General features: G+C 45.7%; 22 protein-coding genes and 3 pseudogenes. 14 read left to right on the forward strand and 11 right to left on the reverse strand.

Features of this window, described 5'->3' with window-relative positions:
* The first annotated feature begins 468 nt into the window (after window positions 1-468).
* From istA (NST96_RS09865) to NST96_RS09875, 3 genes are all read left to right on the forward strand, one after another.
* The gene (gene istA / locus NST96_RS09865) at window positions 469-1,977 is read left to right on the forward strand and encodes an IS21 family transposase (RefSeq protein ID WP_251256056.1); all 1,509 of its coding nucleotides are present in this window, start codon (window positions 469-471) and stop codon (window positions 1,975-1,977) included.
* On the forward strand, window positions 1,974-2,717 hold the full coding sequence (gene istB / locus NST96_RS09870) for an IS21-like element helper ATPase IstB (protein ID WP_025846873.1): 744 nt from the start codon (window positions 1,974-1,976) through the stop codon (window positions 2,715-2,717). Before istA (NST96_RS09865) ends, istB (NST96_RS09870) begins: the two co-directional genes overlap by 4 nt.
* A 428-nt stretch (window positions 2,718-3,145) precedes the next feature.
* On the forward strand, window positions 3,146-3,793 hold the full coding sequence (locus NST96_RS09875; RefSeq protein ID WP_003390865.1) for a hypothetical protein: 648 nt from the start codon (window positions 3,146-3,148) through the stop codon (window positions 3,791-3,793).
* On the opposite strand, the pseudogene NST96_RS09880 reads toward NST96_RS09875, so the two are convergent.
* The 3 genes and pseudogenes from NST96_RS09880 to NST96_RS09890 all read right to left on the reverse strand — a co-directional run.
* A pseudogene (locus tag NST96_RS09880) lies at window positions 3,776-4,146 on the reverse strand (transposase); the annotation flags it as partial. The gene NST96_RS09875 and the pseudogene NST96_RS09880 sit on opposite strands and share 18 nt — an antisense overlap.
* 70 nt (window positions 4,147-4,216) lie before the next feature.
* The gene (gene istB, locus NST96_RS09885) at window positions 4,217-4,939 is read right to left on the reverse strand and encodes an IS21-like element helper ATPase IstB (protein ID WP_342404177.1); all 723 of its coding nucleotides are present in this window, start codon (window positions 4,937-4,939) and stop codon (window positions 4,217-4,219) included.
* Window positions 4,939-5,415 carry a hypothetical protein gene (locus NST96_RS09890; protein WP_342406180.1) on the reverse strand — a complete coding sequence of 159 codons (477 nt, stop codon included), beginning with the start codon at window positions 5,413-5,415 and terminating at the stop codon, window positions 4,939-4,941. Before NST96_RS09890 ends, istB (NST96_RS09885) begins: the two co-directional genes overlap by 1 nt.
* A 184-nt stretch (window positions 5,416-5,599) precedes the next feature.
* Between NST96_RS09890 and istA (NST96_RS09895) the strand changes: the two genes are divergently transcribed.
* Both istA (NST96_RS09895) and istB (NST96_RS09900) read left to right on the forward strand, forming a co-directional pair.
* Window positions 5,600-6,841 carry an IS21 family transposase gene (istA, locus tag NST96_RS09895; RefSeq protein WP_311067719.1) on the forward strand — a complete coding sequence of 414 codons (1,242 nt, stop codon included), beginning with the start codon at window positions 5,600-5,602 and terminating at the stop codon, window positions 6,839-6,841.
* Window positions 6,838-7,617 (forward strand): IS21-like element helper ATPase IstB, encoded by a 780-nt coding sequence (istB, locus tag NST96_RS09900; RefSeq protein WP_003386482.1) that lies wholly within the window; start codon window positions 6,838-6,840, stop codon window positions 7,615-7,617. Before istA (NST96_RS09895) ends, istB (NST96_RS09900) begins: the two co-directional genes overlap by 4 nt.
* Before the next feature lie 58 nt (window positions 7,618-7,675).
* Here the strand turns inward: istB (NST96_RS09900) and istA (NST96_RS09905) are convergent.
* Together istA (NST96_RS09905) and NST96_RS09910 are read right to left on the reverse strand one after the other, a co-directional pair.
* Window positions 7,676-8,614: pseudogene (gene istA, locus NST96_RS09905) on the reverse strand (IS21 family transposase); the annotation flags it as partial.
* Between the two features lie 127 nt (window positions 8,615-8,741).
* Window positions 8,742-9,890 (reverse strand): annotated as a pseudogene (locus tag NST96_RS09910) (IS1182 family transposase); the annotation flags it as partial.
* A gap of 652 nt (window positions 9,891-10,542) precedes the next feature.
* On the opposite strand from NST96_RS09910, the gene ltrA reads away from it, so the two are divergent.
* Complete coding sequence (gene ltrA, locus NST96_RS09915; protein WP_024985477.1) at window positions 10,543-11,841, forward strand: group II intron reverse transcriptase/maturase; 1,299 nt, start codon at window positions 10,543-10,545, stop codon at window positions 11,839-11,841.
* A gap of 134 nt (window positions 11,842-11,975) precedes the next feature.
* Here the strand turns inward: ltrA and istB (NST96_RS09920) are convergent, their stop codons facing one another.
* Window positions 11,976-12,755 (reverse strand): IS21-like element helper ATPase IstB, encoded by a 780-nt coding sequence (gene istB, locus NST96_RS09920; protein ID WP_024985201.1) that lies wholly within the window; start codon window positions 12,753-12,755, stop codon window positions 11,976-11,978.
* Entirely contained in the window at window positions 12,752-13,993 is a 1,242-nt protein-coding gene (gene istA / locus NST96_RS09925) for an IS21 family transposase (RefSeq protein WP_024985200.1), read from the reverse strand. Before istA (NST96_RS09925) ends, istB (NST96_RS09920) begins: the two co-directional genes overlap by 4 nt.
* Before the next feature lie 473 nt (window positions 13,994-14,466).
* Here istA (NST96_RS09925) and NST96_RS09930 point away from each other — a divergent pair, with 473 nt between their 5' ends.
* The 7 genes from NST96_RS09930 to NST96_RS09960 all read left to right on the forward strand — a co-directional run bounded on the left by NST96_RS09930 (window position 14,467) and on the right by NST96_RS09960 (window position 21,012).
* Window positions 14,467-14,778, forward strand: coding sequence for a hypothetical protein (locus NST96_RS09930; protein WP_035990217.1), 312 nt, complete (start codon window positions 14,467-14,469; stop codon window positions 14,776-14,778).
* A gap of 221 nt (window positions 14,779-14,999) precedes the next feature.
* Window positions 15,000-15,311, forward strand: coding sequence for a ParB N-terminal domain-containing protein (locus NST96_RS09935; protein WP_003390861.1), 312 nt, complete (start codon window positions 15,000-15,002; stop codon window positions 15,309-15,311).
* 183 nt (window positions 15,312-15,494) lie between these two features.
* A complete protein-coding gene (locus NST96_RS09940; protein ID WP_003390858.1) occupies window positions 15,495-16,994 on the forward strand; it encodes a recombinase family protein in 1,500 nt (499 codons plus the stop codon).
* 33 nt (window positions 16,995-17,027) lie between these two features.
* Window positions 17,028-17,393, forward strand: a complete 366-nt coding sequence (locus tag NST96_RS09945; protein WP_003390856.1) for a sigma-70 family RNA polymerase sigma factor — start codon at window positions 17,028-17,030, stop codon at window positions 17,391-17,393.
* A 186-nt stretch (window positions 17,394-17,579) separates the two neighbouring features.
* Window positions 17,580-18,035: a YhcN/YlaJ family sporulation lipoprotein gene (locus tag NST96_RS09950; protein ID WP_003390853.1), complete on the forward strand. Its 456-nt coding sequence runs from the start codon at window positions 17,580-17,582 to the stop codon at window positions 18,033-18,035.
* 1,128 nt (window positions 18,036-19,163) lie between these two features.
* A complete protein-coding gene (locus NST96_RS09955) occupies window positions 19,164-19,658 on the forward strand; it encodes a cation:proton antiporter regulatory subunit (RefSeq protein WP_003390849.1) in 495 nt (164 codons plus the stop codon).
* Between the two features lie 133 nt (window positions 19,659-19,791).
* Window positions 19,792-21,012 (forward strand): cation:proton antiporter, encoded by a 1,221-nt coding sequence (locus NST96_RS09960; protein ID WP_003390846.1) that lies wholly within the window; start codon window positions 19,792-19,794, stop codon window positions 21,010-21,012.
* Between the two features lie 79 nt (window positions 21,013-21,091).
* On the opposite strand, the gene NST96_RS09965 is transcribed toward NST96_RS09960, so the two are convergent.
* Together NST96_RS09965 and NST96_RS09970 are read right to left on the reverse strand one after the other, a co-directional pair.
* A complete protein-coding gene (locus NST96_RS09965) occupies window positions 21,092-21,580 on the reverse strand; it encodes a cation:proton antiporter regulatory subunit (RefSeq protein WP_003390843.1) in 489 nt (162 codons plus the stop codon).
* 153 nt (window positions 21,581-21,733) lie between these two features.
* Window positions 21,734-22,318, reverse strand: a complete 585-nt coding sequence (locus NST96_RS09970; protein WP_003390842.1) for a TIGR00730 family Rossman fold protein — start codon at window positions 22,316-22,318, stop codon at window positions 21,734-21,736.
* 92 nt (window positions 22,319-22,410) lie between these two features.
* Here NST96_RS09970 and NST96_RS09975 point away from each other — a divergent pair, with 92 nt between their 5' ends.
* Window positions 22,411-22,743 carry a MazG-like family protein gene (locus NST96_RS09975; RefSeq protein WP_003390838.1) on the forward strand — a complete coding sequence of 111 codons (333 nt, stop codon included), beginning with the start codon at window positions 22,411-22,413 and terminating at the stop codon, window positions 22,741-22,743.
* Between the two features lie 51 nt (window positions 22,744-22,794).
* Here NST96_RS09975 and NST96_RS09980 read toward each other — a convergent pair whose 3' ends face one another.
* Both NST96_RS09980 and NST96_RS09985 read right to left on the reverse strand, forming a co-directional pair.
* A complete protein-coding gene (locus NST96_RS09980) occupies window positions 22,795-23,496 on the reverse strand; it encodes a DUF2306 domain-containing protein (protein ID WP_122958944.1) in 702 nt (233 codons plus the stop codon).
* Window positions 23,497-23,509: 13 nt separating this feature from the next.
* Window positions 23,510-24,106 (reverse strand): TetR/AcrR family transcriptional regulator, encoded by a 597-nt coding sequence (locus tag NST96_RS09985; protein WP_024985455.1) that lies wholly within the window; start codon window positions 24,104-24,106, stop codon window positions 23,510-23,512.
* Window positions 24,107-24,151 lie beyond the last annotated feature (45 nt).

Consider the following 24,151-nt stretch of genomic DNA (forward strand, 5'->3'; position numbering starts at 1 on the left):
TCGTCAAAATGATATGTGGTGAGAATTTCTTCGCCTTTCTCACAAAAAACGAGTTCAGCTTTTGTTCCTTTTTTCCACTTGGAGAAATTTATCTGGCTGTAATCTGGATCGACAGCGTTCTCAATTAATTCCGATGGCCAAGGGGAGCTGGAAAGAAAAGCGTGGCATTTTGATTGCATTCTTGGGACCGGATGATGACGCCACCGATTTCCTACCGGCGGAACTTCCGAAAAGCCGGTTGAAGGGACAACGAACCAGCCTTAACCGGCGCTCGCTGGTCGAGGTTCCGCGAAGCGGGAGAAGTACCTTGAGCGACTACTACGCTCCGCGCTTGGCGGACATGAATGTGAATGCTAATCTAATAATTGACCACCTAGTGGTACATCGCTCATAAAAAAGTTGACCACCTGAGCACCTCTTTCCTGTATCTTGTAGTTGTCTAGACAACAAGATATAGGAGGAAAGGAAATGCTTCAGATGGCTAATTATGAGTTTATCAGGAAACAACACTTTCTGCTAGGGAAGTCGATTCGTCAAATTTCTCGCGAAACTGGCTACTCGCGTCAAGTGATACGAAAAGCCTTGACATCAACGGAAATCCCTGTATACCAGCTTTCAAAACCGAAGCCGAAGCCAGTCATTGATTTTGTCAAGCCCATCATCTTGGAATGGCTGCGTCAAGATGAACAGGCTCCCCCGAAGCAGCGTCATACTGCCAAACGTATTTACCAGAGACTCGTTGACGAACATGGATTCACCGGCGGTGAATCTACTGTACGACGCTACGTCAGAGAGTTGCGGGTTTCTCCTCCTAAAGCATTTGTCCCTCTTGATTTCCCGCCAGGGCGATTTGCCCAATTTGACTGGGGTGAGGTTACGGTTCATTTACAAGGGAAACAAGTGAAGGTTCAAGTCTTTTGTATGCGTTGCACATACAGCAGAAAGATTTTCATCAAGACATTTGCTCATCAGAAGCAAGAGGCTCTTCTCCAAGGTCATGTAGATGCTTTTGAATTTTTCGGTGCTGTTCCCCAAGTCATCACATACGACAACCTGACAACAGCCGTTAAGAAGGTATTGGAAGGCAAAAATCGCGAGGAACAAGAGCGATTTATTCAGCTACGTGCCCACTACCTGTTTGAAAGCTATTTCTGTGATCCGGGAAAAGGGCATCAAAAAGGCCAAGTGGAAAACCTCGTACAGTTTGCCCAGAGGCAATTTTTTGCACCTGTTCCTAGTGTTTCTTCTCTGGAGGAGCTAAATCAAATCCTCCTCGAAAAATGTATCTCTTACGAGAATACAACCGTTCCCCGGTCTTCCCTAACGGTTGGAGAAGCATTTGTTCAAGAGTTGCCCATCATGCTTCCATTGCCTCCACGGCCATTGGATTGTTTCCGTGTTGTACCCGTGAAAAGCAATACGCTATCCATGATCCACATTGAAAAAAATGCCTATTCCGTCCCGGTTTCCTATGCATCGACCCAACTTATTTGCCGAGTATTTGCTGAAAAAATTGAGGTGTATCACGGAAAAAGCCTGATTGCGACGCATGAGCGGTGCTTGGAAAAAGGAAAGGAGATTTTGCAATACGATCATTATCTGGATTTACTTCTTATTCGCCCAGGAGCAGTTCTTTATGCTAGACCATTGCATCAGGCAGGATTACCCGCCATTTACCAAAAGTTCTTGGACAAGTGCCGTAACCGACCAGGAGGGATGAAGGAGTTCGTTCGACTCTTGCTTTTGCACCGTGAATTCGATACTTCTCTCGTCGAAGAAGCACTGGGGGAGGCCTGCCAAAAAGGGATGTTCCAGTATGATGCCGTAAGGCAATTATTGTTTCAGCGAACATTGCCGGAACACCGTTTGCCCCAACTCTCGTTGGCGGAGGATAGCTCTGTTCCACGTATTCAGGTAAAGGCCCCAGATCTTAGCCAGTACAATCGTTTGTTACAGAAAAGGAGTGTGGTTCATTGAGTACGAGTTTCCTGCTTGAAACCTACGCGAAACGCCTTCGCTTACCTGCGATTAAACGTGTCTATAAGGAAATCGCCCATGATGCTGCTGAACGGCAAATTCCCTACGAGGAGTTCCTCTTAGCCCTACTAGAGCAAGAAGTTCAGCAAAGGGATGCTAACCAAATCGCGAGTCGCATCAAGCACGCCAAATTCCCTTCTATGAAAACGCTCGATCAATTTGAATTCTCGGCGATTCCGTCCCTCAATAAGCCCAAATTGCTTCAACTGGCTCGTTGTGAGTACATCGAAAAGGCAGAGAACATCATGTTTATCGGAAACTCTGGCACTGGCAAAACTCATCTCTCCATTGCACTCGGGAAGGAAGCTTGCCATCATGGCTATTCCGTTCAGTTTTGGACTGCCGCTAAAATATGTAACGAGCTTATGGAAGCTCAGTCCCAAAAGCGAATCCTCCAGCTAGAGAGGCAATGGTTGAAAACAGATTTGATTATTTTGGATGAAGTCGGGTTTGTCCCTCTGAGTCGGACCGGGGCGGAGTTATTATTCCAATTTTGTGCGGCCCGCTATGAGAAAGGAAGCATGATCATTACCAGTAATCTGGAATTTACGGAATGGACACAGATTTTCAAAGATGAGCAAATGACGTCAGCCCTGGTTGATCGGCTTACCCATCGTGCCCATATCTTTGCAATGAATGGAGACAGCTATCGCTTTAAGCAGAGCATTCAAAGATCGTGATCATGAAAAAGTTACCCACCCGACGGGTGGATTGATTTTTGCCATGGTGGTCAATTTTTTGATGAGCACTGTGGTCAACATTTTGGTTGACATTCACAAATATTAGTGAAGTCATGGATGGACTCGATCATTATGGGCTTCAAAGTTATCGAGAGAATAACTCATTAACTTTTAAGGAGACGGTAAGGGAAATAAACAATGATATACCTGTATTAGCACGCATAAAATGGAAAACGGGAAATACAGCTATTGGTCATATGGTTGTTATTGATGGCTACACAAACAGCTCAACTAAATATCTAAGGTATATGGATCCTGATAAAGGTGAATATTCTATTATGACTTATGACAGATTTGTAGATAGCTCGGGTCAAGAGTGGACCCATACCATATATGGATTCGAGGAAAATTAATTGAGGAGGTAAAACATGAAGAAGATTACATTTGCGGTTTTGGGAATAGCAACTCTTGCTGTAATGTTTTCGTTTTCTGCTGTCGGGGCAATTAATGAAGGGAAAAAGGATGCCTTTAATGCATATAAAAAATTCGAGTCAGCAGGCAATAATAAAACTAAAACACCACAAAAAAATAATGTGAACGAATCTCATTTGTCTGATTATTCAATCGACAGTGCTCATTTACCTGATTCAGAAGCAATAAAATCTTTTAAAGGCTCTAGTATTACTGATTTACTAGTACCTTCAGATGAAAAACTGTGGTTTATTATGGAGGGAGATAAAGCTAAAGGCATAGTTATAGCAACGGATACTGAGCCAATTCAAGCAGGTCTCGAAAAAACAGGGCCGGAATTGTATGAAATGTACAAGGATATCATTCAGGAGTATGGTAAAGATGTTCAAGTGAAATATTTGGACTACGCAGGTGGTTTTATTTTTGTAGCGGTTGATCCAAATGGAAATGAAGGTATATGGCTCGAAGAACGAGCTGCGAAGCTACTTGATCTTAGTCCCGGAACCAAGTACAGTTCTGAACAAGTTCTTGAAAGTATCAACGATGGGCTAAACTCTAGCGACGAGGATGTCTCTGACGATGACTCGCTAGGGGGAGGAAAATAAGAAAGAAAAGGGACAGCGATATGCTGTCCTCAGGTTGCAGACAAACTCCCTCGCTGAACGAACAGCAGAGGGAGTTTGTTTAATAATTTGATGAAAATACCGAAGGTGTTTTGATCGTTCACCTTTTGGCGACCTGATTTCCATAGCCAGGTCGCCATTTTTTTCAAGTTCATGGCAGCGAAAACAAGCATCGCCTGCATCGTGACCTTCTCCAGTCCTCGTAAGGTCGTCCAACGCATGCCATGCTTTTCCTTCATATCAGCGAATACACGTTCAATCGTTTCTTTCCGTTTGCTATAGATTTGTTTGTTTTCCTCGGTATGCCGGAGGTGGTCTACCTCTTCGAGGTAATCAGCCCTGTTTTTGGCAAGTAAGAAATGTAGCAAATGGCAATTAAAAATGTACCACTTGCCAACCCCTAAATTATTTACCGTGTAATAGCGATTCTTTGTATCGATGGCTTTCGCCATTGAAGACGATCAAATGAGAGTGATGAATCAAGCGATCAATAACTGCCTCTGTTAAAATTGGATCACCAAATATATGATTCCATTGGCCAAACTGTAGATTGGTCGTGATAATAATACTTTTTCTTTCGTAGCACATGGAGATAATCTGAAATAGCAGTTCTGCACCTTGTTTATGCAGAGGAATATACCCCAGTTCGTCGAGTATTAACAGATCTAGCTTCTCAATATGGTTAAAGAATCGGCTCAACGAGCCAGTCTCGTGAGCTTCTAGCAGCCGATTGACTAATCCAGCGACAGTAAAGAACTTTATCTTTTTCCCTTGCTGCTGAATGGCATTTAAGCCAATCAGAGTGGATAAGTACGTTTTCCCCGTTCCCACACCGCCATAAAAGATCAGATTTTCTTTCTCCTCTATAAATCCACCATGAAGGATATGATCCTGCGTGAGACCTTGTCCCATCTGAATATGACCCCATTCAAATGGCTTTCCTGTTATTCTTGGCAAGGAAGATTGTTTAAAGAGCAGATTGATTTTCCGTACTTCTCGTTGTTGTATCTCGTTTTCTAGTATTTTGAGTAAGTACTCTTCATTTGTAGTAGCTTCAACCTCATGGAAATGTTGCCGAACCCAACTCAACTTGAGACGCTTTGAATATTCTTTTATCAATGCATCCACTAGTGATGACCTCCCGTTCCCTTAAAAAATTCATTGTAATGGGCTAATCCTCTAGTGGCTGTTGGAACGGCAGGAACAAAACCTTTCGGTTGGATGGTATCCCTTTGTCCACGGCCATTCATGAGTTGATAATAGATCTGCTTAATAGAATCAACGGCTGGGTGACCATTCTCAGAGGCAAGCTGCAAAGCTTGCGTGGGTATTTTCATATCATCGTTTTTTAAAATGACGGATAGTAGCTGGAGAGCTTCTTGCTTCTCTGGGACCGTGCAATTCGAGAGATAGACTTGCCATTCGATTGGCAATTGTTCATAAAAACTTGTGTATTTAATAGCAGTTGGCCGTTTTGCCATCAATATCAAATATGGCTGCCAAATCACTGATTTTGGCTCTTTGCCATACAGCCTGGGATGCTGTACGATCAGCTCATATTCTTCAGTTAAAATATCGACTCGGTCAAATGAGATCTTTGCCAAAACCATACATTTGGCAAAACGGGGAGACGTTGAGTAGAGTTTATTTTCGACTCGGATATATCCGTATTTATCCGCTTTTACTCGTTCATATCGGATACTGTCAAAATCGGTTGTAAAATCCCCAATATCAGCGGTTTAAAATTCCCCAGAAAAAGCCGACATACTCTCCGGGAGGAGAGTAAATATGGTGAAAAATGGGGAGTTTTTTGTGATCAAAGAAATGCGTCTGAAAGGTATGAGTATTACCCAAATTGCTGAAGAGATGGGACGGGATCGAAAAACGATTCGAAAATGGCTCCTGAAAGATACGCCAGAGAGCTTTCCTACTCGCAAACCACGTCCCAGCAAGTTGGATCCTTTTAAGGATTTCATCCGTACTCGTATGGCGGAGGGCTGTCAAAATGCCCGCATCATCTTCGAAGAAATAAAAGCCCGTGGCTATACCGGAAAGGACACCATCTTACGAGACTTCATGAAGCCGCTGCGTCCCCACTTTCGTTCAAAAGTAACCGTACGATACGAAACGAAACCTGGACAACAAGCGCAAGTAGACTGGGGACATTTTCGAGCAAATGTCAACGGAAAACAAAAGCGTCTTTACGCTTTCGTCATGGTGCTGGGTTATTCACGCATGATGTATGTAGAATTTACCGAGGACGAAAAGCTGGAAACTCTCATCGGATGTCATCTTCGGGCTTGGCAGTACTTTGGGGGTGTCCCTCAAAGTTGTTTGTACGACAACATGAAAACAGTTGTTTCTGGTCGAGATGACAATGGTAGGGTGATCTGGAACGAGCGTTTCGCCCGCTTTGCCAGCCACTATGGGTGCAAGCTGCTGAGCTGCAAGCCCTATCGGGCTCGAACGAAGGGAAAAGTGGAGAATGGGGTGGGTTATCTCAGAAAGAACTTTTGGCCTCGCATCGGCACTTTTACCGGGCTACAAGATCTCAATCAACAAGTACGCTATTGGCTGGACACCGTTGCAAATTGTCGCCTTCACGGAACCACCCATCAAATGCCGAATGAACGATGGAAAGTAGAAGACCTCCAACCTTTGAACCACGTGCCTTTTGCTGTTGTGGACCGGCATTACCGGAAGGTGATGAGTGATGCTTATGTTTCTTTTGAAGCCAATCGTTACTCTGTTCCATGGGAGCACATCGGTCGAGTAGTAGAAATTCAAGATGAGAAAAATGGAGTCTTGCGATTTTATTGCAATGGCCATCTAATCGCTGAACACTCCAAACAGTGGGGGCGTCATCAGACCGTAAGCATAAAAAAACACTTCGAAGGAATTCGCACATCTACGAGCAAACCGGTTCCCCAACCTACACCTCGTTATATGGCGAATTCAACACCCGAAGTGTTGGAACGCTCTCTTACGGCGTATGAAGAACTGGCGGAAGAAGAGGTGACGCTGCAATGATCTTGCAAGAACGCCTGTTGGAAGCGTCCCGTCATTTTGGATGGATACGCATCCCCGAGATCCTCCACGATCACGCCGAAGAAGCATCCAAACACAACATATCGTATTTGGAGTTTTTGGACAAGCTTCTGCAGGAGGAATTAGCGGCTAAATACGAACGATTTTTGCATACAAGAACTCGATTAGCACGGCTTCCGTTCAAAAAAACACTAGACGAATTTGATTTCTCTTTCCAACCTTCCATTGATGAAAGACGTATCCGTGATTTGGCGACTCTAGGTTTTATTGAGCATCAGGAAAACCTCATCTTCTTGGGGCCACCCGGTGTCGGTAAAACTCATTTGGCCGTAGCGCTTGGTTTGGAAGCAATCAAGCAACGCTATACGGTTTATTTTATCACTGCCCACGATCTGGTACAGTCGCTTCAGACGGCCCATGGCAATCGCACGATTGCCCAAAAAATGCGGGCGCTCACCAAACCAGACTTGTTGATCATCGATGAAATTGGTTACCGCAAAATGGACGAAACTGCTGCTCACTTCTTTTTTCAGATTGTATCTGAACGATATGAAAAAGGTTCATTGATCTTGACTTCAAACAAATCGTACGGAGCCTGGGGAGAGATTTTCGGAGATACCATTTTGGCCACTGCGATTTTGGACCGACTGCTTCACCATTCCAGTACGATCAATATCAAAGGGGAAAGTTATCGCATTAAGGAAAAGAAAAAAGCAGGTTTCTTTCGACCGGAGCCTGCTGAAGTAAACAACCAGTAGCGACAAAAATGGGGAATTTTCAACCGATAGTTTTGGGGAAAATTAAATCGATATTGACAATACAATCAAACTCTTTGGCAGGTAATTGAAGAAGGTGTTCCTTGTCTGCCAAATATAGTTCGGAAAGCATGGTTTCTTTCACATAATGAGGTCTCTCCCGATCTTTCTCGGCTTTTTTCCAAAGGGTTTCGTTTAGCTGATCAAGATTGTGTATCTGCAACTCAGGAAGCAGGAAGTTGTTGCGAACGTACTTGACCATCGCCTCTACGTGCCCTTTTTCATTGCCACTACCGGGATTGCAAAACTCGTATTCAAAGTCATAATGAAAAACGAAGTTTTGAAATTCCTCCGTCAGTTCACGCTGACCATTTGGCATGATCTTTTTCACCGCTGGTGATAAATTATCAAATCGAATGACCTTTGGAACTCCACCTATATAGTGAAAGATACGCTTTAATCCCTCCAGAAAGCATTCTCGATTCTGAGACTGGAAAACTTGAAAGTAGAACGTGTTGCTATAAGGAAACGAGAGAACGAGGAATGGCAAGGTAACACTTTCTCCCTGATATTTGAATGGTGCTTCTCCAAAATCAACTTGAGCTGATCCAGGTCTCGTTTCCAATGGCAATGCCGCAGCATCACTTGTCTCCGCTAACTGGTGCTTACGTTGGGAAACATATTGTCTGACAGAGCGAGATGATCCTGTAAATTGGTATTCCTCCACTAATTGCGTGAACAAGCGTTGTGCTGTTCTTCGGAACTTCTTTTTCTTGTTCAAGTCCTCTTTGATCCATTGATCAAGAATAGGTTTAACGGGCTCCATGACTCTAGCTTTTCGAATTTGCTTGGGCTTTTCTTGTAGATTGAAATCATCCATTTCTGCATACTTCTGAACCGTCCTTGAATCACGATTCATTTGTTTGGCAATCTTGCTATAAGCTCGCCCTTTTTTGTTTGCCTCATGCCTGATATAATTAATTTCTGCCACTGCTAACATCTCCTAACTTTATACCTCCCGTCGTCTGTAATGCCCAACAGGAGTGTATTTTGATAAGGGGATGTTGGCAAGTGGTTTTTTAATTTATGCAGCCCCTACGGGTCTGCATAAATTAACTGCCATAACCTACATTTTTAGTCTGCCATAAACAATCAGCCCAGATGTGGCGACTCACTCTCTTTGTGTAGTCTTTACTTTCCGTGCATTGTTTCAAGAACGGACAACTTCGGCAAACTTGAGAATTTGATCGATAGATACGGTACCCATCCTTGTTTGTTGTCTCATATGTTAAGATTTGCTCGTTCGGGCAGATGTAGCAGTCGAAATATTCATCATACACATATTCGTGCTTTTTAAAAAAACCTTCTTTGGTGCGTGGTCTTGTGTAGGGCATAACGGGGCGAATCTGGTCATCAAGGAGTGTTTTACTGATGTAAGGCGTCTTGTATCCCGAGTCCACTGCCACAGCTTGAGGCTGTGCAAACGTCTTTCGCACTTGATTCAAAACATCCTCAAAAACCTGACTGTCATGCACATTGCCTGGCGTTACCTTGGCACCAAGCACAAATCCATTTCGATCACATGCTGTATGAAAACTATAAGCAAATACACGTTCCTTTTCCCCTTTTACAAACAATCCGCAATCCGGGTCAGTTGTGCTGACTTTCACCTCCTTCTTCGAAGTTTCTGTCTTTTTTTCAAGGGGCTTCTTTCCATGTGCAATACGATCCTGATTGATTTCTTCGTCCAGCAGCTCTTGATATTTCTTCGCTTGTTCTTCAACGATTTCTTTCACGTATTTATGCTTATTCGCACTGGCTTTTACATGCGTAGCATCAATGAAAAGCACATCAGGCTTCACGAATCCATGATGAACCGCCTCCTCCAATATTCGAAGGAAGATCGACTCGAAGAGTTGAGTATCCCGAAAACGGCGAACATAGTTCTTGCCTAGGGTCGTGAAATGGGGAATGGGCTGACTGAAATCATAGCCAATAAACCACCGATAGGCAACATTGGTTTCGATCTCTTTAATCGTTTGTCGCATGGAACGAATTCCAAAAATATATTGGATGAAAGCAATTTTAACTAAGACTACAGGGTCAACACTGGGTCTGCCATTGTCATGACAGTAAAGGCTTTCCACCAAGTCATAGATGAACGAAAAGTCGATTGCATTTTCAATTTTTCTTACGAGATGATCTTCTGGCACCAACTCATCTAGCGAGAATGCAGATATCTGATAACGCCCTTCGGCCTCTTGCTTATTAAGCATAATGCCACCTCTAAAAAATAACTTTTGAAAACGTAACATGTTCTATATTCAACAAAAAAGCCTGCAGACCCTGTTCCTTACGGAACTTTGTCTACAGGCTGGGGACAGCGATATGCTGTCCTTTTTTATCATTGAAGCGTGCCCAGCAAGCCGTTAATTGCTAGTTGGTGAAAGTCCAACCGAGGCAGGAGCCAAGTCACCTCGTAGCTGACAGGCAACTGGTGGAGAAATCCTAAGGTTGAAGCCCTGTGACAAAGTAACTCGAAAGAGTGCGAGCAAATCAGCAGGCCGTAACATAAAGTGAATCCTGCAGCCTCGTTAAGAAAGACCACCGAGAGGTGGACAAAGGGAAGCCGAGCTTGTTTCATATGGGCGAAGGCCAAGGACGGTGTGGAGAACTTGGAATACAGCACCTATGAATCCCTCGGGGTATGGGGAGCGGTATGTTGAGAAAGTAGTTAACGGAACTGGGGAGACCCTACTCTGCACGCCCCGTCAGGAGCGTAAAACGGAAACCTATAACCGTAAGGGAAGTGGTGGATGGCAGAGAGGGAGTCGGAGGGGTTCATAGTACCGATGAACATAAGGACAACACAACCTTATGGAGGGAAGGAGCCCTGCTTTGTTCACGGGTCGAAGGAGGTAAGAGTGAGTGAATGCAAGTAAACTTGCTAACTACACCGATGTAAAAGCTCGACAACTTTGGACAACCCTATATCTTTGTGCCAAGGCAAACTCAAAACGGCGATTTCATGCCTTGTATGACAAAATCTACCGCCCGGATATTCTAGCGACAGCTTGGAGGAGAGTAAAAGCAAATAAAGGGAGCGGAGGAATCGACGGACAATCCATCGCACAGATTGTGGAGGAGTATGGGGAGAGCCGTTTTCTTAACGAGATCTATCTAGATTTAAAAGAAAAGCGGTATCGTCCACATCCGGTTCGTCGAACTTACATCCCTAAACCGGATGGCAAGAAACGTCCACTCGGCATCCCGACGATCAAGGATCGGGTGGTCCAAATGGCTACTAAGCTAGTCATTGAACCGATCTTTGAAGCTGATTTTCGGGACTGTTCTTATGGCTTTCGGCCAGGAAGAAATGCTCACCAGGCAATTGCACAGATACGCAAAGCAAGCAAGAGGTGTTATTGGGTCGTAGATGTTGACATTAAAGGGTATTTCGACAACATCAACCATGAGAAGTTGATGAAACTGGTCGAAATGAGAATCAGCGACAGACGTGTTCTGAAACTTATCCGACAATGGCTGCAGGCTGGGGTCATGGAAAATGATCAATTCCATGAAACAGAACTGGGAACTCCGCAAGGAGGGGTAATCTCGCCTCTTCTTTCAAACATCTATCTAAACTACATGGACACCATTTGGGAAAATCAATTCTCCCATCTTGGCACACTTATCCGCTATGCGGATGACTTCGTTATCATGTGCAGAACCAAACAAGAAGCATTGGAAAGCATTCAAGTGCTGATGGCTATTCTAAACAAGCTGGAGCTTAGTCTCAGTAAAGAGAAATCTAGACTCGTTAATATTTGGGACAATTCCACTGGGTTTGACTTTCTTGGGCTGCACCATCGCAAATTCCCCGTGTTCAACAAAGGGGGGAGCAAGGTATTTGCTATGTCTCATGTACCAGCTAAGAAAGCAATGAAGGAAATGAGACGTAAAATTAAGGAATACACTGCACCAAGGAACAAACTGTTTCTGTCTCTAGAAGAGCTAGTGAAAGGGCTAAATCGCAAGCTAAGGGGGTTCAAGAACTACTACTTCATCTCGCCCATCGCCAAACGATGGGCAAGACGGATAGACTGGTATGTGATTGAACGCCTTACAATCTTCTGCAACAAGAAAAGAAGCAAGCGGAATAAACATGCCGGAAAGCTGAAGGTCATACAAAACACGCAGGGTAGTTTATTGAAATTAGCCGGATAAAGTAAGCCGAATGCCAATGTCAACTGCAAATGAAAATTCCCCATTATCTGCACTCGAATTTTCCCCATTATAGGCAATAGGTTTATCTGAATGATGCCCCCTCTGAGGGGGGCGGGTGGCGACCAAAATTCCGTTTATTCTGTTTTATCTTCGGTTGACTCGGGTCGAAAGAAACCTGCTTTTTTCTTCTCCTTTATGCGATAACTTTCCCCTTTAATGTTGATCGTGTGGGAGTGATGCAATAATCGATCAAGGATGGCTGTAGCAAGTACTGTATCCCCAAATATCTCTCCCCACGAACCATAGGATTTGTTCGAAGTAAGGATAATTGAGCCGGATTCATAACGTTCTGATACAATTTGAAAGAAAAAGTGAGCTGCGGTTTCATCCATTTTGCGATATCCAATTTCATCAATGATGAGTACATTCGGTTTTATAAATGCTCGCATTTTTTGTTTGATGCTATTGTTTTGATGAGCAATCTGGAGCGTCTGAACCAAATCATGAGCAGTTGTAAAGTAAACCGTCAACCCTTGTTTGATAGCTTCGAGAGCCAAAGCAACAGACAAGTGAGTCTTGCCGACCCCTGGCGGACCAAGTAAAATGAGATTCTCTTGTTGTTGTACAAACCGGAGGGTTGCCAAATCACGAATCCGTCTTTCATCAATGGAGGGCTGGAAACTGAAATCGAATTGCTCCAACGTTTTATGGTAGGGTAAATGAGCCAATCGCGTTTTCATGCGGATAAACCGATCCCTCTTGGCCATGATTTCTTCTTGCAAAAGCTTGTCCAAGAACTCCAAATACGATATATTCTGAGCAGCAGCTTCTTCTGCGTGGTGGTGAATAATTTCCGGGATTCGTACCCATCCCATCTGTACAAAGGCTTCTTCTAAACGGGCCTGGAGTATCATTGTACGATTACCTCCTCGTCAGCAAACTGCTCATAGACAGACAAATCACGTTCCACCACTTCGGGGCTTGGATTGGGAACCAAACGCGGCATAGGTTGGGGAGCCTTCGCGCCAATTTGGTTTTGAATCCCCTCGAAGTGTTTTTTATTGGTTATGACTTGCTTGGTACGAGTAGCTTTAGGATGTTCAGCGATGATCATGTTGCCCTGATAGATCCGGATATGGCCATTCTGGAGATCTTGTACTTCTACCGTATGACCTACATAAACATAGGGGACTGAATACCGGCTTCCTCCGTAAGAAACGAGTGAATCATTCGATACTCTTCGAGTATGGCGTTCTACCTCTTCGAATGGGATCGGGTTAAGTGGCTTCAACTGTTCGTGTTTCCATCGATCTACTGGTTTTTCATGCGTGGTGCCGTGTACCCGTACATTAGCCACCGTATCCAACCAATGACGTACTTGCTGATTCAAGTCACGAAGGCTGGTAAACGTCTGCACCCGAGGCCAAAAGTTCTTGCGAACATATCCTACTCCATTTTCCACTTTCCCTTTTGTTCGTGCACGGTAGGGAGCGCAGCGTCGCAGCGTAAGACCGTGATGGCTTGCAAACTGGGAAAATCGTTCATTCCACAATACATGCCCTTGATCGTCGTAACCGACAATGACGGTTTTCATATTGTCATACAAGCATGTTTCCGGTCTGCCGCCAAAGTATTGCATGGCACGCAAGTGGCAGCCGATGAGGGTATCAAGCCGTTCATTCTCTGTAAATTCCACATACAACATTCTCGAGTATCCCAAAACCATGACAAAGGCGTACAGCCGTTTATATCCACCATTCCACTCTACCTTAAAATGTCCCCAGTCTACTTGCGCTTGCTTTCCGGGTGCCGTTTCATAACGGAGCGTTGCCTTGGTCTTAACAACCGGGCGCAATGGTTCCATGAATGAGCGAAGGAGCCGAATTTGCCCTGGATAACCTTGGGCTTTGATCTCATCAAACAAAACGACAGCATTGAAGCAGCCTTCTTCCATTCTCGCTTTGATATAGGGTTTAAATGGATCGAGAATGCTTGTTTTTTTAACAGATCGTTGGTATTTCGAAGGCTCATCCTTTTTCAGCCACTTACGAATTGTTTTTCGATCCCTCCCTAATGAATCAGCAATTTGTGTGATATTCATTCCTCTTTGTCTCATGTCTTTGATCAAGTAAAACTCCCCATTCTTAAGCATATTTTCTCTCCTCCAGGGAGAGATTTTCTGCCGAAAGTGGGGAATTTTCAAGTGCCGTTATTGAGGATTTTAACAGTGCCGTTCACACCAAAGAAAGAAGAACATCGGAAAGCCGTATGAGGGAAAACCTCACGTACGGTTTGATGAGGGGGAGCTGAAATGAGCAAGGCGACCATACGGTCGCCCGAAAGTTTCAGTTCTCTACTCTACATTTAAATAAAGAAAGTAACAATTTCAAATTAGATTATACATTTCCGCACATCAATTGAAGCAATGGTGATGATCATGTAATGCGCCAGTTTGTTGACTCAGATACGTGAGAAATATTTTACACCGAGGAAGTGCTGCGGCTTTCGGATGAGATAGTAAAAGTATTTCGTCCAGTCGGCCGCAGCTCAAAATTCGTAAAGATCAAAGCCAGCCAGAAGGCAAAGCGACGGCTCAGGAAGCTGTCACTCGCCGAGGCTGGCTTTTTGTTGAAGATCACGCCGTATGCTAGTGAGGGAACCAATCTCCTTGAGGGCGATAACGAGCGCGGCCAGAGAGGTGTACCGCTTACGGTAAAGGACCTTGCCTGCATCGCAGACTGTTCCTATCCGACCGCCCGCAAGATCGTCCGGGCGTTCATCGCTGAGCGAATTCTTCGGCGCGTGGAGATCGACGGCAGGACAGCGCTTGCGATCAATCCACTTTATTCGTTCAACGGCAAGTCAGCTGAAACATCGCTCCTGCAACTCTTCAAATGGGAGATCACGGAAGCTGGGGAGGACCCGAATTCCGAATAGGGGGTCGCCAGAAGCAGACAGGCCTTAAAGCCTTGACGCTCTAAGCACAACCGTTGTTTTTTGCGGTGATACAAAACGTATACTTTTTCAGGTAAATAGTAGTCGTTTCGCATCACTCAAAAAGTTGCCACCAGCCCACCTGTATCAAGGCTTACAGCGATTTTGGCGCTGGCAATATTCTTTATTCTTATATCTATCGCCACTAAGAAGAGAAATCCAGCTTGGACTTACGAAAAATACCTGTTTCGATGATCAACCTGAACCCGTACAATCCAAGGATTGAACTGCAGCCGGGCGACCTGGAATATGAAAAACTGAAATACTCCATCGAAGAATTTGGGTATGTAGAACCGATCGTGTGGAATGAACGAACCGGGAATCTCGTTGGAGGTCATCAACAGTTCAAAATCCTTGTCCACGAGCAGGGAGCCACCGAGGTAGAGGTATCAATCAAACGCACCCCCGAATCCTTTGATTTCAATTGGCTCCGTCGCCGTTCCCTTCTCGATGTAAACCCGGACGCTCTTCGATAAAGCCTCTTTTATTTACTGGGGGCTTTTTTCTATATGACGACTTTTGACAAGCAGTATATGCATACCCTCTGATCAGGGAGGGATGAACGATGCATGTAAGAATCATACCCGGAAGTACGACTGACAAGGCTCGTTCTGACTGCTACCGATATCTGCTGAGAAAGTACAGAAAGGAGAAGCTGGATGGTCGGGATTTACGCGCGAGTAAGCACCGAGGAACAAGCAAAAAGCGGCTTCAGCCTTGATGACCAGATCAGGGAATGTCGGAAGAAGGCGGGAACGCTTGACGTTGTTGAGTATGTAGACGATATGTCAGGTGAATTTCTGGACCGTCCCGCCCTCACGAAATTACGACAAGATGTAAAAGATGGCGTTATAACAAAAATCATCTGCCTCGATCCAGACAGATTATCACGAAAACTCATGAACCAGCTGCTTATTACTGACGAATTCGATAAGCGTGGGATTGAGCTCGTTTTTGTAAACGGGGAATATGCCAAGACACCTGAGGGACAACTATTTTATAGCATGCGTGGAGCGATCGCGGAGTTTGAAAAAGCAAAAATAAATGAACGGATGAGCCGTGGCAGAAGAGAGAAGGCAAGGCAAGGTCGTGTCCTGCGTGATTTTCAGATATATGGATACAGCTATGACCCGGAAAAAGAACAAATGATTGTAAATGAAGGGGAAGCGGCAGTTGTCAGATTGATTTTTGACCTGTTTACGCAGCCAAACGAATTGGTACAAGGTATGAATGGGATTGCCAAGTATCTAACGGAAAAAGGCATTCCAACCAAACGCGGGGCCAGAGTATGGCATCGCCAGGTTGTCCGTCAATTGCTGATGAACGAAGCGTATATCGGGAGGTTTTATCAGAATCGTTGGAATACGGAAGGCATGCTCGGAAACAAATTCCGGAATTCCGAAGAAAAAGTTCGGATGCGTCAACGTCCGCAAGAAGAGTGGATACAACTGAGCTGCCCTGCCATTATCGATGAAGTAAAGTTTGAGCATGCACAAAAGCTTTTGAAAGAGTCAAGAAGGCGTTGGGCGGGCAGGAGTCTAAATCAGTATTTGCTGAGTGGATTGCTTCGTTGCGGAGACTGCGGCAACACGATGACCGGCCGGAAATCTAAAAATTGGGGGAAGCATGTCTTCGAATACACCGATGTAAAAAACACCGCTGGTGCCCAAAATCATGGATGTGGCCGAAAAATTAAGTGTGAGGAACTGGATGAAGAAGTCTGGGAAACGGTTCGATCTTGGCTGGACAATCCAGATGAGATTGCTGCTGCCGTCGAAGAAAGAAGCGAGGCACCTTACGAATTGGCAGAGGTAGAACGGCTGCAAAAGGAGCTGGAGAAAACGAGGAATGGCCGAAAGCGGTTATTAAAACTGTTTTCTTCAGGCGAAGAGGACTTGGGCGAAGAGGAGATCCGTCAAGAGCTGCGTGATCTAAAAGCGAGGGAAGAAAGGCTGCTTCAACAGCTCACAGAACTCGAAGAGCAAGCCCAGCGTATGAAGGAAAGTGGCTACAACCGAGATTTACTCCAAGAAGCGGCAAAGTATTATCTGTCCAAAAAACCGGATGAACTTACATTTGAGGATAAGCGAGAACTCATTCGTCATGTAGTAAGAGAGATACGGGTATACGAAAATAACATCGAGCTCTACACCTTCTGATGCGCCACTATTGACATTAGAATCGAAATCCTCATGCATCTTCGCAGCCTGAAAAAAACCAAGAAAGATGTCTCTTTGCACGATCCGATCGGTACGGACAAAGAGGGCAACGAGATCACGCTGATCGACGTCCTGGGCACGGAAACAGACGAGGTCGTGGATGCTGTCCAGCTAAAGCTGGAGTCGAATAAGATTTACCAGCACATTCACATTCTCGATGAACGCGAAAAAGAAGTGATAATCGGCAGGTTTGGCCTGGATCAGGACAAAGAAAAAACGCAAAGGGAAATCGCACGCGAGCTTGGCATTTCCCGTTCTTACGTCTCCCGGATCGAAAAGCGGGCGCTGATGAAGCTGTTTAATGAGTTTTACCGGACAAAACAGGCACAGAATAGATAGCACTTACCGTGTGTCAGGTATGTGCTGTCATCCGCGAGAAGGACATTTTATGAAAGTGTCCTTCTCGCGTTTTTTGATTTCTATACAAATTCAGAACATCCGTACTGGCGACAGAACAAATTACATATCATAGAAAACCCATGTTAGGAAACGCTAAAGGTACGCTATTTAGTGGGAGGTTTTCTTTTGCGTACCATAGTACTAGTCGTGTCTCTGGTTCTTTTCGCCACAGGCTGCAATCCGCAAGCCAATCAAAATCAACAGGCAAAAACAAAATCCGCGGCAGAAGATCCTCTGTGCAAGCCGACGCCGGTTCGTTTCTTTGACAAGGAACAGAAAGCCAAGTCCATTACGGAACAAGTACATGGAATCGATAAAGCTGTCGCTGTTCACATCGACAAGGAGCTGGACGTCGCCATTGAAGTAAGCAACTTTAATCGCTTCCGATTGGAGTCGATCGAAAAAGAAGTCGGGGAGAAATTAAAAAAGGAGTTTCCCGATTCTGCGATCCATGTTACCTCAGACAAGAAGCTTATCGATGAATTGCAGAAACTGAGTGACACCCCATGGTCCAGTGAACAGGAGAAAGCCTGCAAGCAAAAGAAAAAGCTCAAGCAAATTGAGAAAGAGATGAAAGGGTAGAGAAAGCAATCATTTATCAGACAGCGCTCTCTTTTCACAGCGAAAAGGGCCGCTTTTTTTATGTTCTTTTCAATGATGATTTACCATAAAGTGGATTTTGAGCATTCCTTTTAATAACGAGTGAGAGCGTTTTCAAGCTAAGCAGACAAGCATCTGATTTGACTTAATTGTTTCAAAATGATACCCTTTTTATGTATACATAATATAAGAAAATTATTATGCGTTTATTTGTTTTTTAATCCTGGATGATGAGAGCGAGGCAAACGTCGCAAGGACAGGGACACTGAACAAAAATCTGGAAAGGAGGTGCACGCATTGAATAGAAAAGCGAGTCGCAGGGGCATCCCGTTTTTCATTTTTAGCGTGCTAATCCTTATCGTCTTTGCATCCGCTCCCTTGTATAATGCAGACGCTCAGTCCATGGAAGAAGATTCTCCGCAAATTTCCGCGAATCCGTACGAAAAGCATTTCGTTCATTTCCGCAAGGCATCTCCGATCAAGTTTCAATATGCGCCTATCAGAGAAGCATTGTTGATCCTTGTGCTGCCGCTGCTTTTCCTTCGCGCTACCCCTATACCTCGGTTTACGTATCGGACTTTCATTCCCATTAAAATGAAAAGTCTCTTTCTGATGCCTATTAAATTCACCTCGACGTTTTTTCTCCCAAACACCTCCCGATAGCTCGACAGCTATGATTTTTTTAGCCTGTCTGGCACGGACCACACCATTGAATAAAAATTGTATAAAAATCCCTGAATCGTTCGAATAAAGGATGAAAATAAATTTTGCCAAGGTCGTTTAGTAAATAAATTCTCTCGATTGTGAAATAAATCACAATGTAGTTGATAGCAATGTAGTTGACAGGAATGTTGTTGGCAAAAAGGAAGCGACTCCTATTTTTGTTGTGGACAACAATGAGGAACTTACTCGGCAGAACAAAACGATGATACAAGAACTTACTCGGAGGCAGAACACTGCGTTAGCCTGAATGGAAAAACGACGCGAAAGCGCGCACAGTCGGCTTTGTTGTTCACGAAAAACAGATAAGGGAGTTGCGATTGCCAAAATACTAAGTGTACAGATGGGATTTCTTTGTTATGGCTAAAAACGAACTTGGAGGTATTTTTCATGAATGTACGTGAAACTCATTTGCCGGGAATCGGGAAAAAATTTCAACTGGATACCCAAAGCGGAGATAAGCTTGTAGTTGTGATTCACGATAACGGAAGGCGCGAACTGTACCATTTTGACCAGGATGATCCTGAGAGCAGCGTCTCGATGGTGGCGCTCGATGACGAAGAGGCGCGACAGGTTGCCGGCATTATTGGCGGGATGGCGTATAAACCGAAGGCGCTCGAGTCGATTGACATCAGCCTTGACGATCTGGTGATCGAGTGGCACAAAATCGAAGCCAGCGCAAAGTGCATCGGGAAAAAGATCGGAGAACTGGAGATTCGCCAGAAAACGGGAGCCTCCATCATCGCTGTCGTAGAAAAAGACCATACGAAGCATATCAATCCAGGACCCGATTATGTCTTCACTGCCAACTCGACGCTCATCGTCGCAGGGGAGAGGCAGCATCTCAAAGCTTTAAAGGCGTATTTGCTCGGTGGACGCGATTAGCGTACTCCTTTTCCCAGTCTGGAAAGCAATCAAGAGAAATTCCATTTGCATGCATTCCACTGATTTTCGGATGCAAAAAAGATGGAAGCTGTGCATCAGCAACTCATGAAAAAGACTGAAAAAGGAGGAACATATGGATACCGTAATATTTGAGATAGGGCTTGCCCTTGCTTTAATTTCAATCGTCGGCTTGATCTCCACAAAGCTGCGCTTCTCGGTCATACCATTTTACATTTTGATAGGGATGGCGGTAGGACCGCACGCACCTCATTTTGGAATCCTTGATTTGCGATTTATTGAAAGCTCGGAGTTTATCGAGTTCATGGGCCGTCTTGGCGTGCTCTTCCTGTTGTTTTACCTGGGCCTGGAGTTTTCCGTAAGTCGCCTGATCAAGTCGGGAAAATCAATCCTCGTCGGCGGTATTTTTTACGTCGCGCTCAATTTTGTATCTGGCTTGCTGCTTGGATGGATGATGGACTTGCCGTTAAAGGAAACGCTGGTGGTCGCGGGAATCATGACCAGCTCTTCCACAGCGATCGTAGCCAAGGTTCTCGTTGATCTGAAACGGACAGCCAACCCGGAGACGGAGATTATCATGGGCATGATCATGTTTGACGATCTGTTCATCGCCGTACACATGTCCATATTGTCCGGCCTGGTCTTGAGCGGAGCTACCTCATTTACAGGTGTTTTGATGACTTCGTTATCGGCGCTGCTCTTCATTTTGTTCTTCCTGATCGCGGGAAGATACGTTATCAAGTATGTAGATCGCTTGTTCGACATCAAATCGACCGAACTGTTCCTCATCCTCGTGTTTACGGCTCTGTTCCTGGTGGCGGGTTTTTCCGAAACGCTGCACGTGGCAGAGGCGATCGGGGCGCTTTTGGTGGGGCTTGTGCTGGCGGATTCCAAGCATGTCAAGCGAATCGAGCATCTGGTTTTGCCGTTCCGGGATTTTTTCGGTGCGATCTTCTTCTTTGGCTTCGGGCTGACAATTGATCCGATGTCGCTTGGAGGAGCAGTGTGGATCACGATCGTGGCTGTTGTCCTCACGCTTGTGGCAAATATTTTCGCAGGCATGATGGGGGGACGCTCGGCAGGTATATCCAAGCGGGCTTCCTTCAATATCGGGTTTACGCTCGCATCACGCGGCGAGTTTTCCATTATCATGGCAAACATCGGGAAGGCAGGAGGCCTGGACCCGGTCGTTCAATCCTTCGCTGTGCTGTATGTTCTGATCCTGGCTGTTCTGGGACCACTATTGACCAAAGAATCAAAAACCATCTACAACTTCTGGGAAAAAGTGTCGGGGAATTTCAGTAGGCGAAAACAGCAGGGCGATGGAACAGGTTGATCGTACCATTGGGTTGAAAAAAGCAAGGGGCAGGTATCTGTATGATCGATACCTGCCCCTTTTATTTTCGTAAAAAAGCTTAGCCGTGTTGCAGCAATTCCTTCAGTTTTTTCAAATGATCCCGTTCGCCGGCCACAACGAGCTGCGTATCCGCCATGAATACGTGCTCGGGACCCGGGTTGATCTGTTTTTTCTTTTCCCGATCAATGACGGCGATAATCGTGACACCGGTCTTTTGCCGGACATCTACTTCTCCTATCGTTTTGCCGATGCATGCAGCCCCAGAAGGAATTTTGAACCATTCGATAACCAGATCGTTCAGGGAGAGATTCACGGTCTCCAGCGCTTTCGGCTTGTAGCTCATGCCGCCGAGAATTCCCGCTGCCTGCATGGCTTCATCGTCTTCAAGCGTAATGGTTGATGTGCACTCATCCGGATCACCGGCATCGAAGAAGTACAATTCTCTTCTGCCGCTGTCATGGATGACAACAACCAGCTTTTCTCCCATTCGGGTCTCCATTTGAAATTTACGTCCGATTCCTGGCAAATCGGATTCCCAAATGTTCAAAATGGCAACCTCCTTTTTTGTACGTAAGTTGCCCCTATTATACAGGAGGAAGGCCCAAGATGCTAGAAAGTCTGGGAACCGCTTGCAGGATTTTCCTGGCTGGGCTGGGCGAAACGGATTGTCTGTAGAAGCGTGTCAAATGCCCCTGTCTGATTATGACTGATCCGGTTCGTTCCATTTATTTGTCAGATTCGGACGCTTGTACGTAGCGAGCTTGTCAAGAAGTTTTACAGGCTCGCTGTCGACGATCAGCAATTCCTTATGGGTAGCAGGCATGAAGCCGGCTGCGACGGCAGTCTCGACGAGCTGAATCAGCGGGGAGTAGTAATCATCGACGTTCAAGACGCCTACCGGCTTTTCATGAATGCCTATTTGTCCCCAGCAGAGCGCTTCGAACAGCTCCTCAAAGGTTCCATAGCCGCCGGGCAGGGCGATGAACGCATCAGAGAGCTCAGACATTTTTGCCTTACGCTCATGCATATTTTCCACTTGATAAAATTGGGTCAACCCGCTGTGGGCCATTTCTCCGCGGAACAACCCGCGAGGCATGACCCCGATCGCGGCTCCTCCGGCTTCCAGGACGGCGTTTGCTGTGCTTCCCATCAGACCCATGTTGGACCCGCCGTATACGAGCTCCAAACCCCGTTTGGCCAATTCCATTCCCAATTCCTTTGCCTTCTCGGTATAAACGGGTTTGGTGCCGGGATTGGAGCCAGCATAGACACAAATTCGTTTCATTGCTCTTCCTCCTTCGCTAAAGACGGCAGTTGACCGGACTTTTGCCAAGGTATAGTATACAGGTGAATCTTGGAAGAAGGAAGGATAGATCGATGAATCTGGATCATTTTCAAAAATGGGTCAATGATTTTTACGGAGAACGCGGCTGGACAAAGTACGGGCCCTTTATCCGGGTCGGTTTTTTAATGGAAGAAGTGGGCGAACTGGCACGTGCTGTACGGACGACGGAGATCGGAAGAGACCGGCCGGATGAAGGGGATCGTTCTGTTGAAGAAATTCGTGCCGAGCTGATCGAGGAGATGGGTGATGTACTGGGGAATCTGGTGCTGCTTGCCGAGCAGTACGGTGTGGGGCCAGAGGAGATCATGAAAGCGCATCAGGAAAAGCTGGTTAAGCGATTTGGCGAAATGGCTGAGAAAAAGTAGGCTGAAGACGGCAACAGAGGAAGGCATCCCATTCTGCCTTCCTTTGGCTGTTTACTTGCCTGGCGATATCGGTTTTTTCGAGAACTTCTTTTGATAATAGACACTCATGCCGACAATAACCGGGGTTATCACGATTGTAGGGAAAAACCAGATGATCGGATTTACACTCTCCAGATGAAGCAGACGGGGCGCTCCAAACACGGTGAAGGCGGTAATCGTTGCGATACAACAGCCCATCATGCCCGACATGTGCTGAAAAAACCAGTGCATTTTTGTAGCAGGCGGGCGAAGCCAATACTTGAGCTGAGTGCCGCCGAGAAATACGCCGACGAGCGGAAACCAGTTGAGCAGCGGCGAGTCGATCAGATAGCCGTAGCCCCCGATAAAAAAGCTGGAGATGAAAAGCAGGCCGGGAAACAGCAAATCCCACGGGTTGCGGTGAGCAGAAACGCGTTTTTTAAATCGCAGCACCCGCATGCCGTACCAGGCCGTCGCCGAGCTGAGCAGGGAGATATAGATCAAAAACCAGGCAAAAGAGACCGAAGCCAAGGTCCGGTCCGGGTCAAAGCCGATGCGCCACACCCCCATATAGAGGGCGGACACAGCGACGGCGGCCATGGAGATGACGTACACCCAGCCGACGCGGTTATGCGCCTTTCCTCCTTTTTTCGTAACGATCGGAATCCAGAAGACAACTAACGCAAGAAAGCCTGCAATGATATGAATAATCCTGAAAAATTCAAATCCCGCCATAATGAATCCTCCCTTAGGTGTTGGGCTTCGTCAGTTCGCGCTTCATCAGCTCATAGTAGTCCGCAATCGCTTCTTCCATTTCATCCGGACTGATGACGCTTCTGACGCGAAGTCCATACGAATACGTGATAAACCGCCGGACTGCTTTGCGAGCGTCGATGTGTTCAGGGATGACACCAGCCTCTTTTCCAAGCTCGATCCACTTGATCGAGTTCTCCTCTGAATGACGGTACACGTCCTCCAGGATGCTTCTTACAGATGCTTGGTCCTGTTGACTGAGCAAATACAAGAAAATAGGAGTAGTCACGTCATCCGGATTGGCAAAAGGCCGGACACTGGCAGCGATGACTTCCATCGGATGATGCAAATCTTTTTTCGCGTACGCCGTTTGATAAAAGCTGTCGCTCAATGATTCCAGCTTGTTCTTGAGGATGAGACCGAACAGCTCATCCTTGCTTCGCACATAGTGGTAAATGGCTCCCTTGGACAGCCCGGACCGGTTCATAATCTCCTGCAGCGTTGTTTTTTTGCAGCCTTTTTCCCGAATGCACGCTGCGGTCGTTTCCAGCAGGAGACGAAAGCTGGGGGAATCGTTGGCTCGCGATATCATCAACAGATCATCCTTTCGAGGGGAAGAAAAAATTCCCTGGAAGTG

The sequence above is a fragment of the Brevibacillus sp. FSL K6-2834 genome (assembly GCF_038592925.1).
GTDB lineage: Bacteria > Bacillota > Bacilli > Brevibacillales > Brevibacillaceae > Brevibacillus > Brevibacillus borstelensis.

Excerpts from the sequence above, each read along its gene's own strand:
- NST96_RS09945 (WP_003390856.1), top strand. The coding sequence starts at position 17,028 with ATGCATCTTCGCAGCCTGAAAAAAACCAAGAAAGATGTCTCTTTGCAC.
- istA (WP_311067719.1), top strand. The coding sequence starts at position 5,600 with ATGGTGAAAAATGGGGAGTTTTTTGTGATCAAAGAAATGCGTCTGAAA.
- istA (WP_251256056.1), top strand. The coding sequence starts at position 469 with ATGCTTCAGATGGCTAATTATGAGTTTATCAGGAAACAACACTTTCTG.
- istB (WP_024985201.1), bottom strand. The coding sequence starts at position 12,755 with ATGATACTCCAGGCCCGTTTAGAAGAAGCCTTTGTACAGATGGGATGG.
- NST96_RS09960 (WP_003390846.1), top strand. The coding sequence starts at position 19,792 with ATGGATACCGTAATATTTGAGATAGGGCTTGCCCTTGCTTTAATTTCA.
- NST96_RS09970 (WP_003390842.1), bottom strand. The coding sequence starts at position 22,318 with ATGAAACGAATTTGTGTCTATGCTGGCTCCAATCCCGGCACCAAACCC.
- NST96_RS09985 (WP_024985455.1), bottom strand. The coding sequence starts at position 24,106 with ATGATATCGCGAGCCAACGATTCCCCCAGCTTTCGTCTCCTGCTGGAA.
- NST96_RS09940 (WP_003390858.1), top strand. The coding sequence starts at position 15,495 with ATGGTCGGGATTTACGCGCGAGTAAGCACCGAGGAACAAGCAAAAAGC.
- istA (WP_024985200.1), bottom strand. The coding sequence starts at position 13,993 with ATGCTTAAGAATGGGGAGTTTTACTTGATCAAAGACATGAGACAAAGA.
- NST96_RS09975 (WP_003390838.1), top strand. The coding sequence starts at position 22,411 with ATGAATCTGGATCATTTTCAAAAATGGGTCAATGATTTTTACGGAGAA.
- NST96_RS09980 (WP_122958944.1), bottom strand. The coding sequence starts at position 23,496 with ATGGCGGGATTTGAATTTTTCAGGATTATTCATATCATTGCAGGCTTT.
- NST96_RS09955 (WP_003390849.1), top strand. The coding sequence starts at position 19,164 with ATGAATGTACGTGAAACTCATTTGCCGGGAATCGGGAAAAAATTTCAA.
- NST96_RS09875 (WP_003390865.1), top strand. The coding sequence starts at position 3,146 with ATGAAGAAGATTACATTTGCGGTTTTGGGAATAGCAACTCTTGCTGTA.
- istB (WP_003386482.1), top strand. The coding sequence starts at position 6,838 with ATGATCTTGCAAGAACGCCTGTTGGAAGCGTCCCGTCATTTTGGATGG.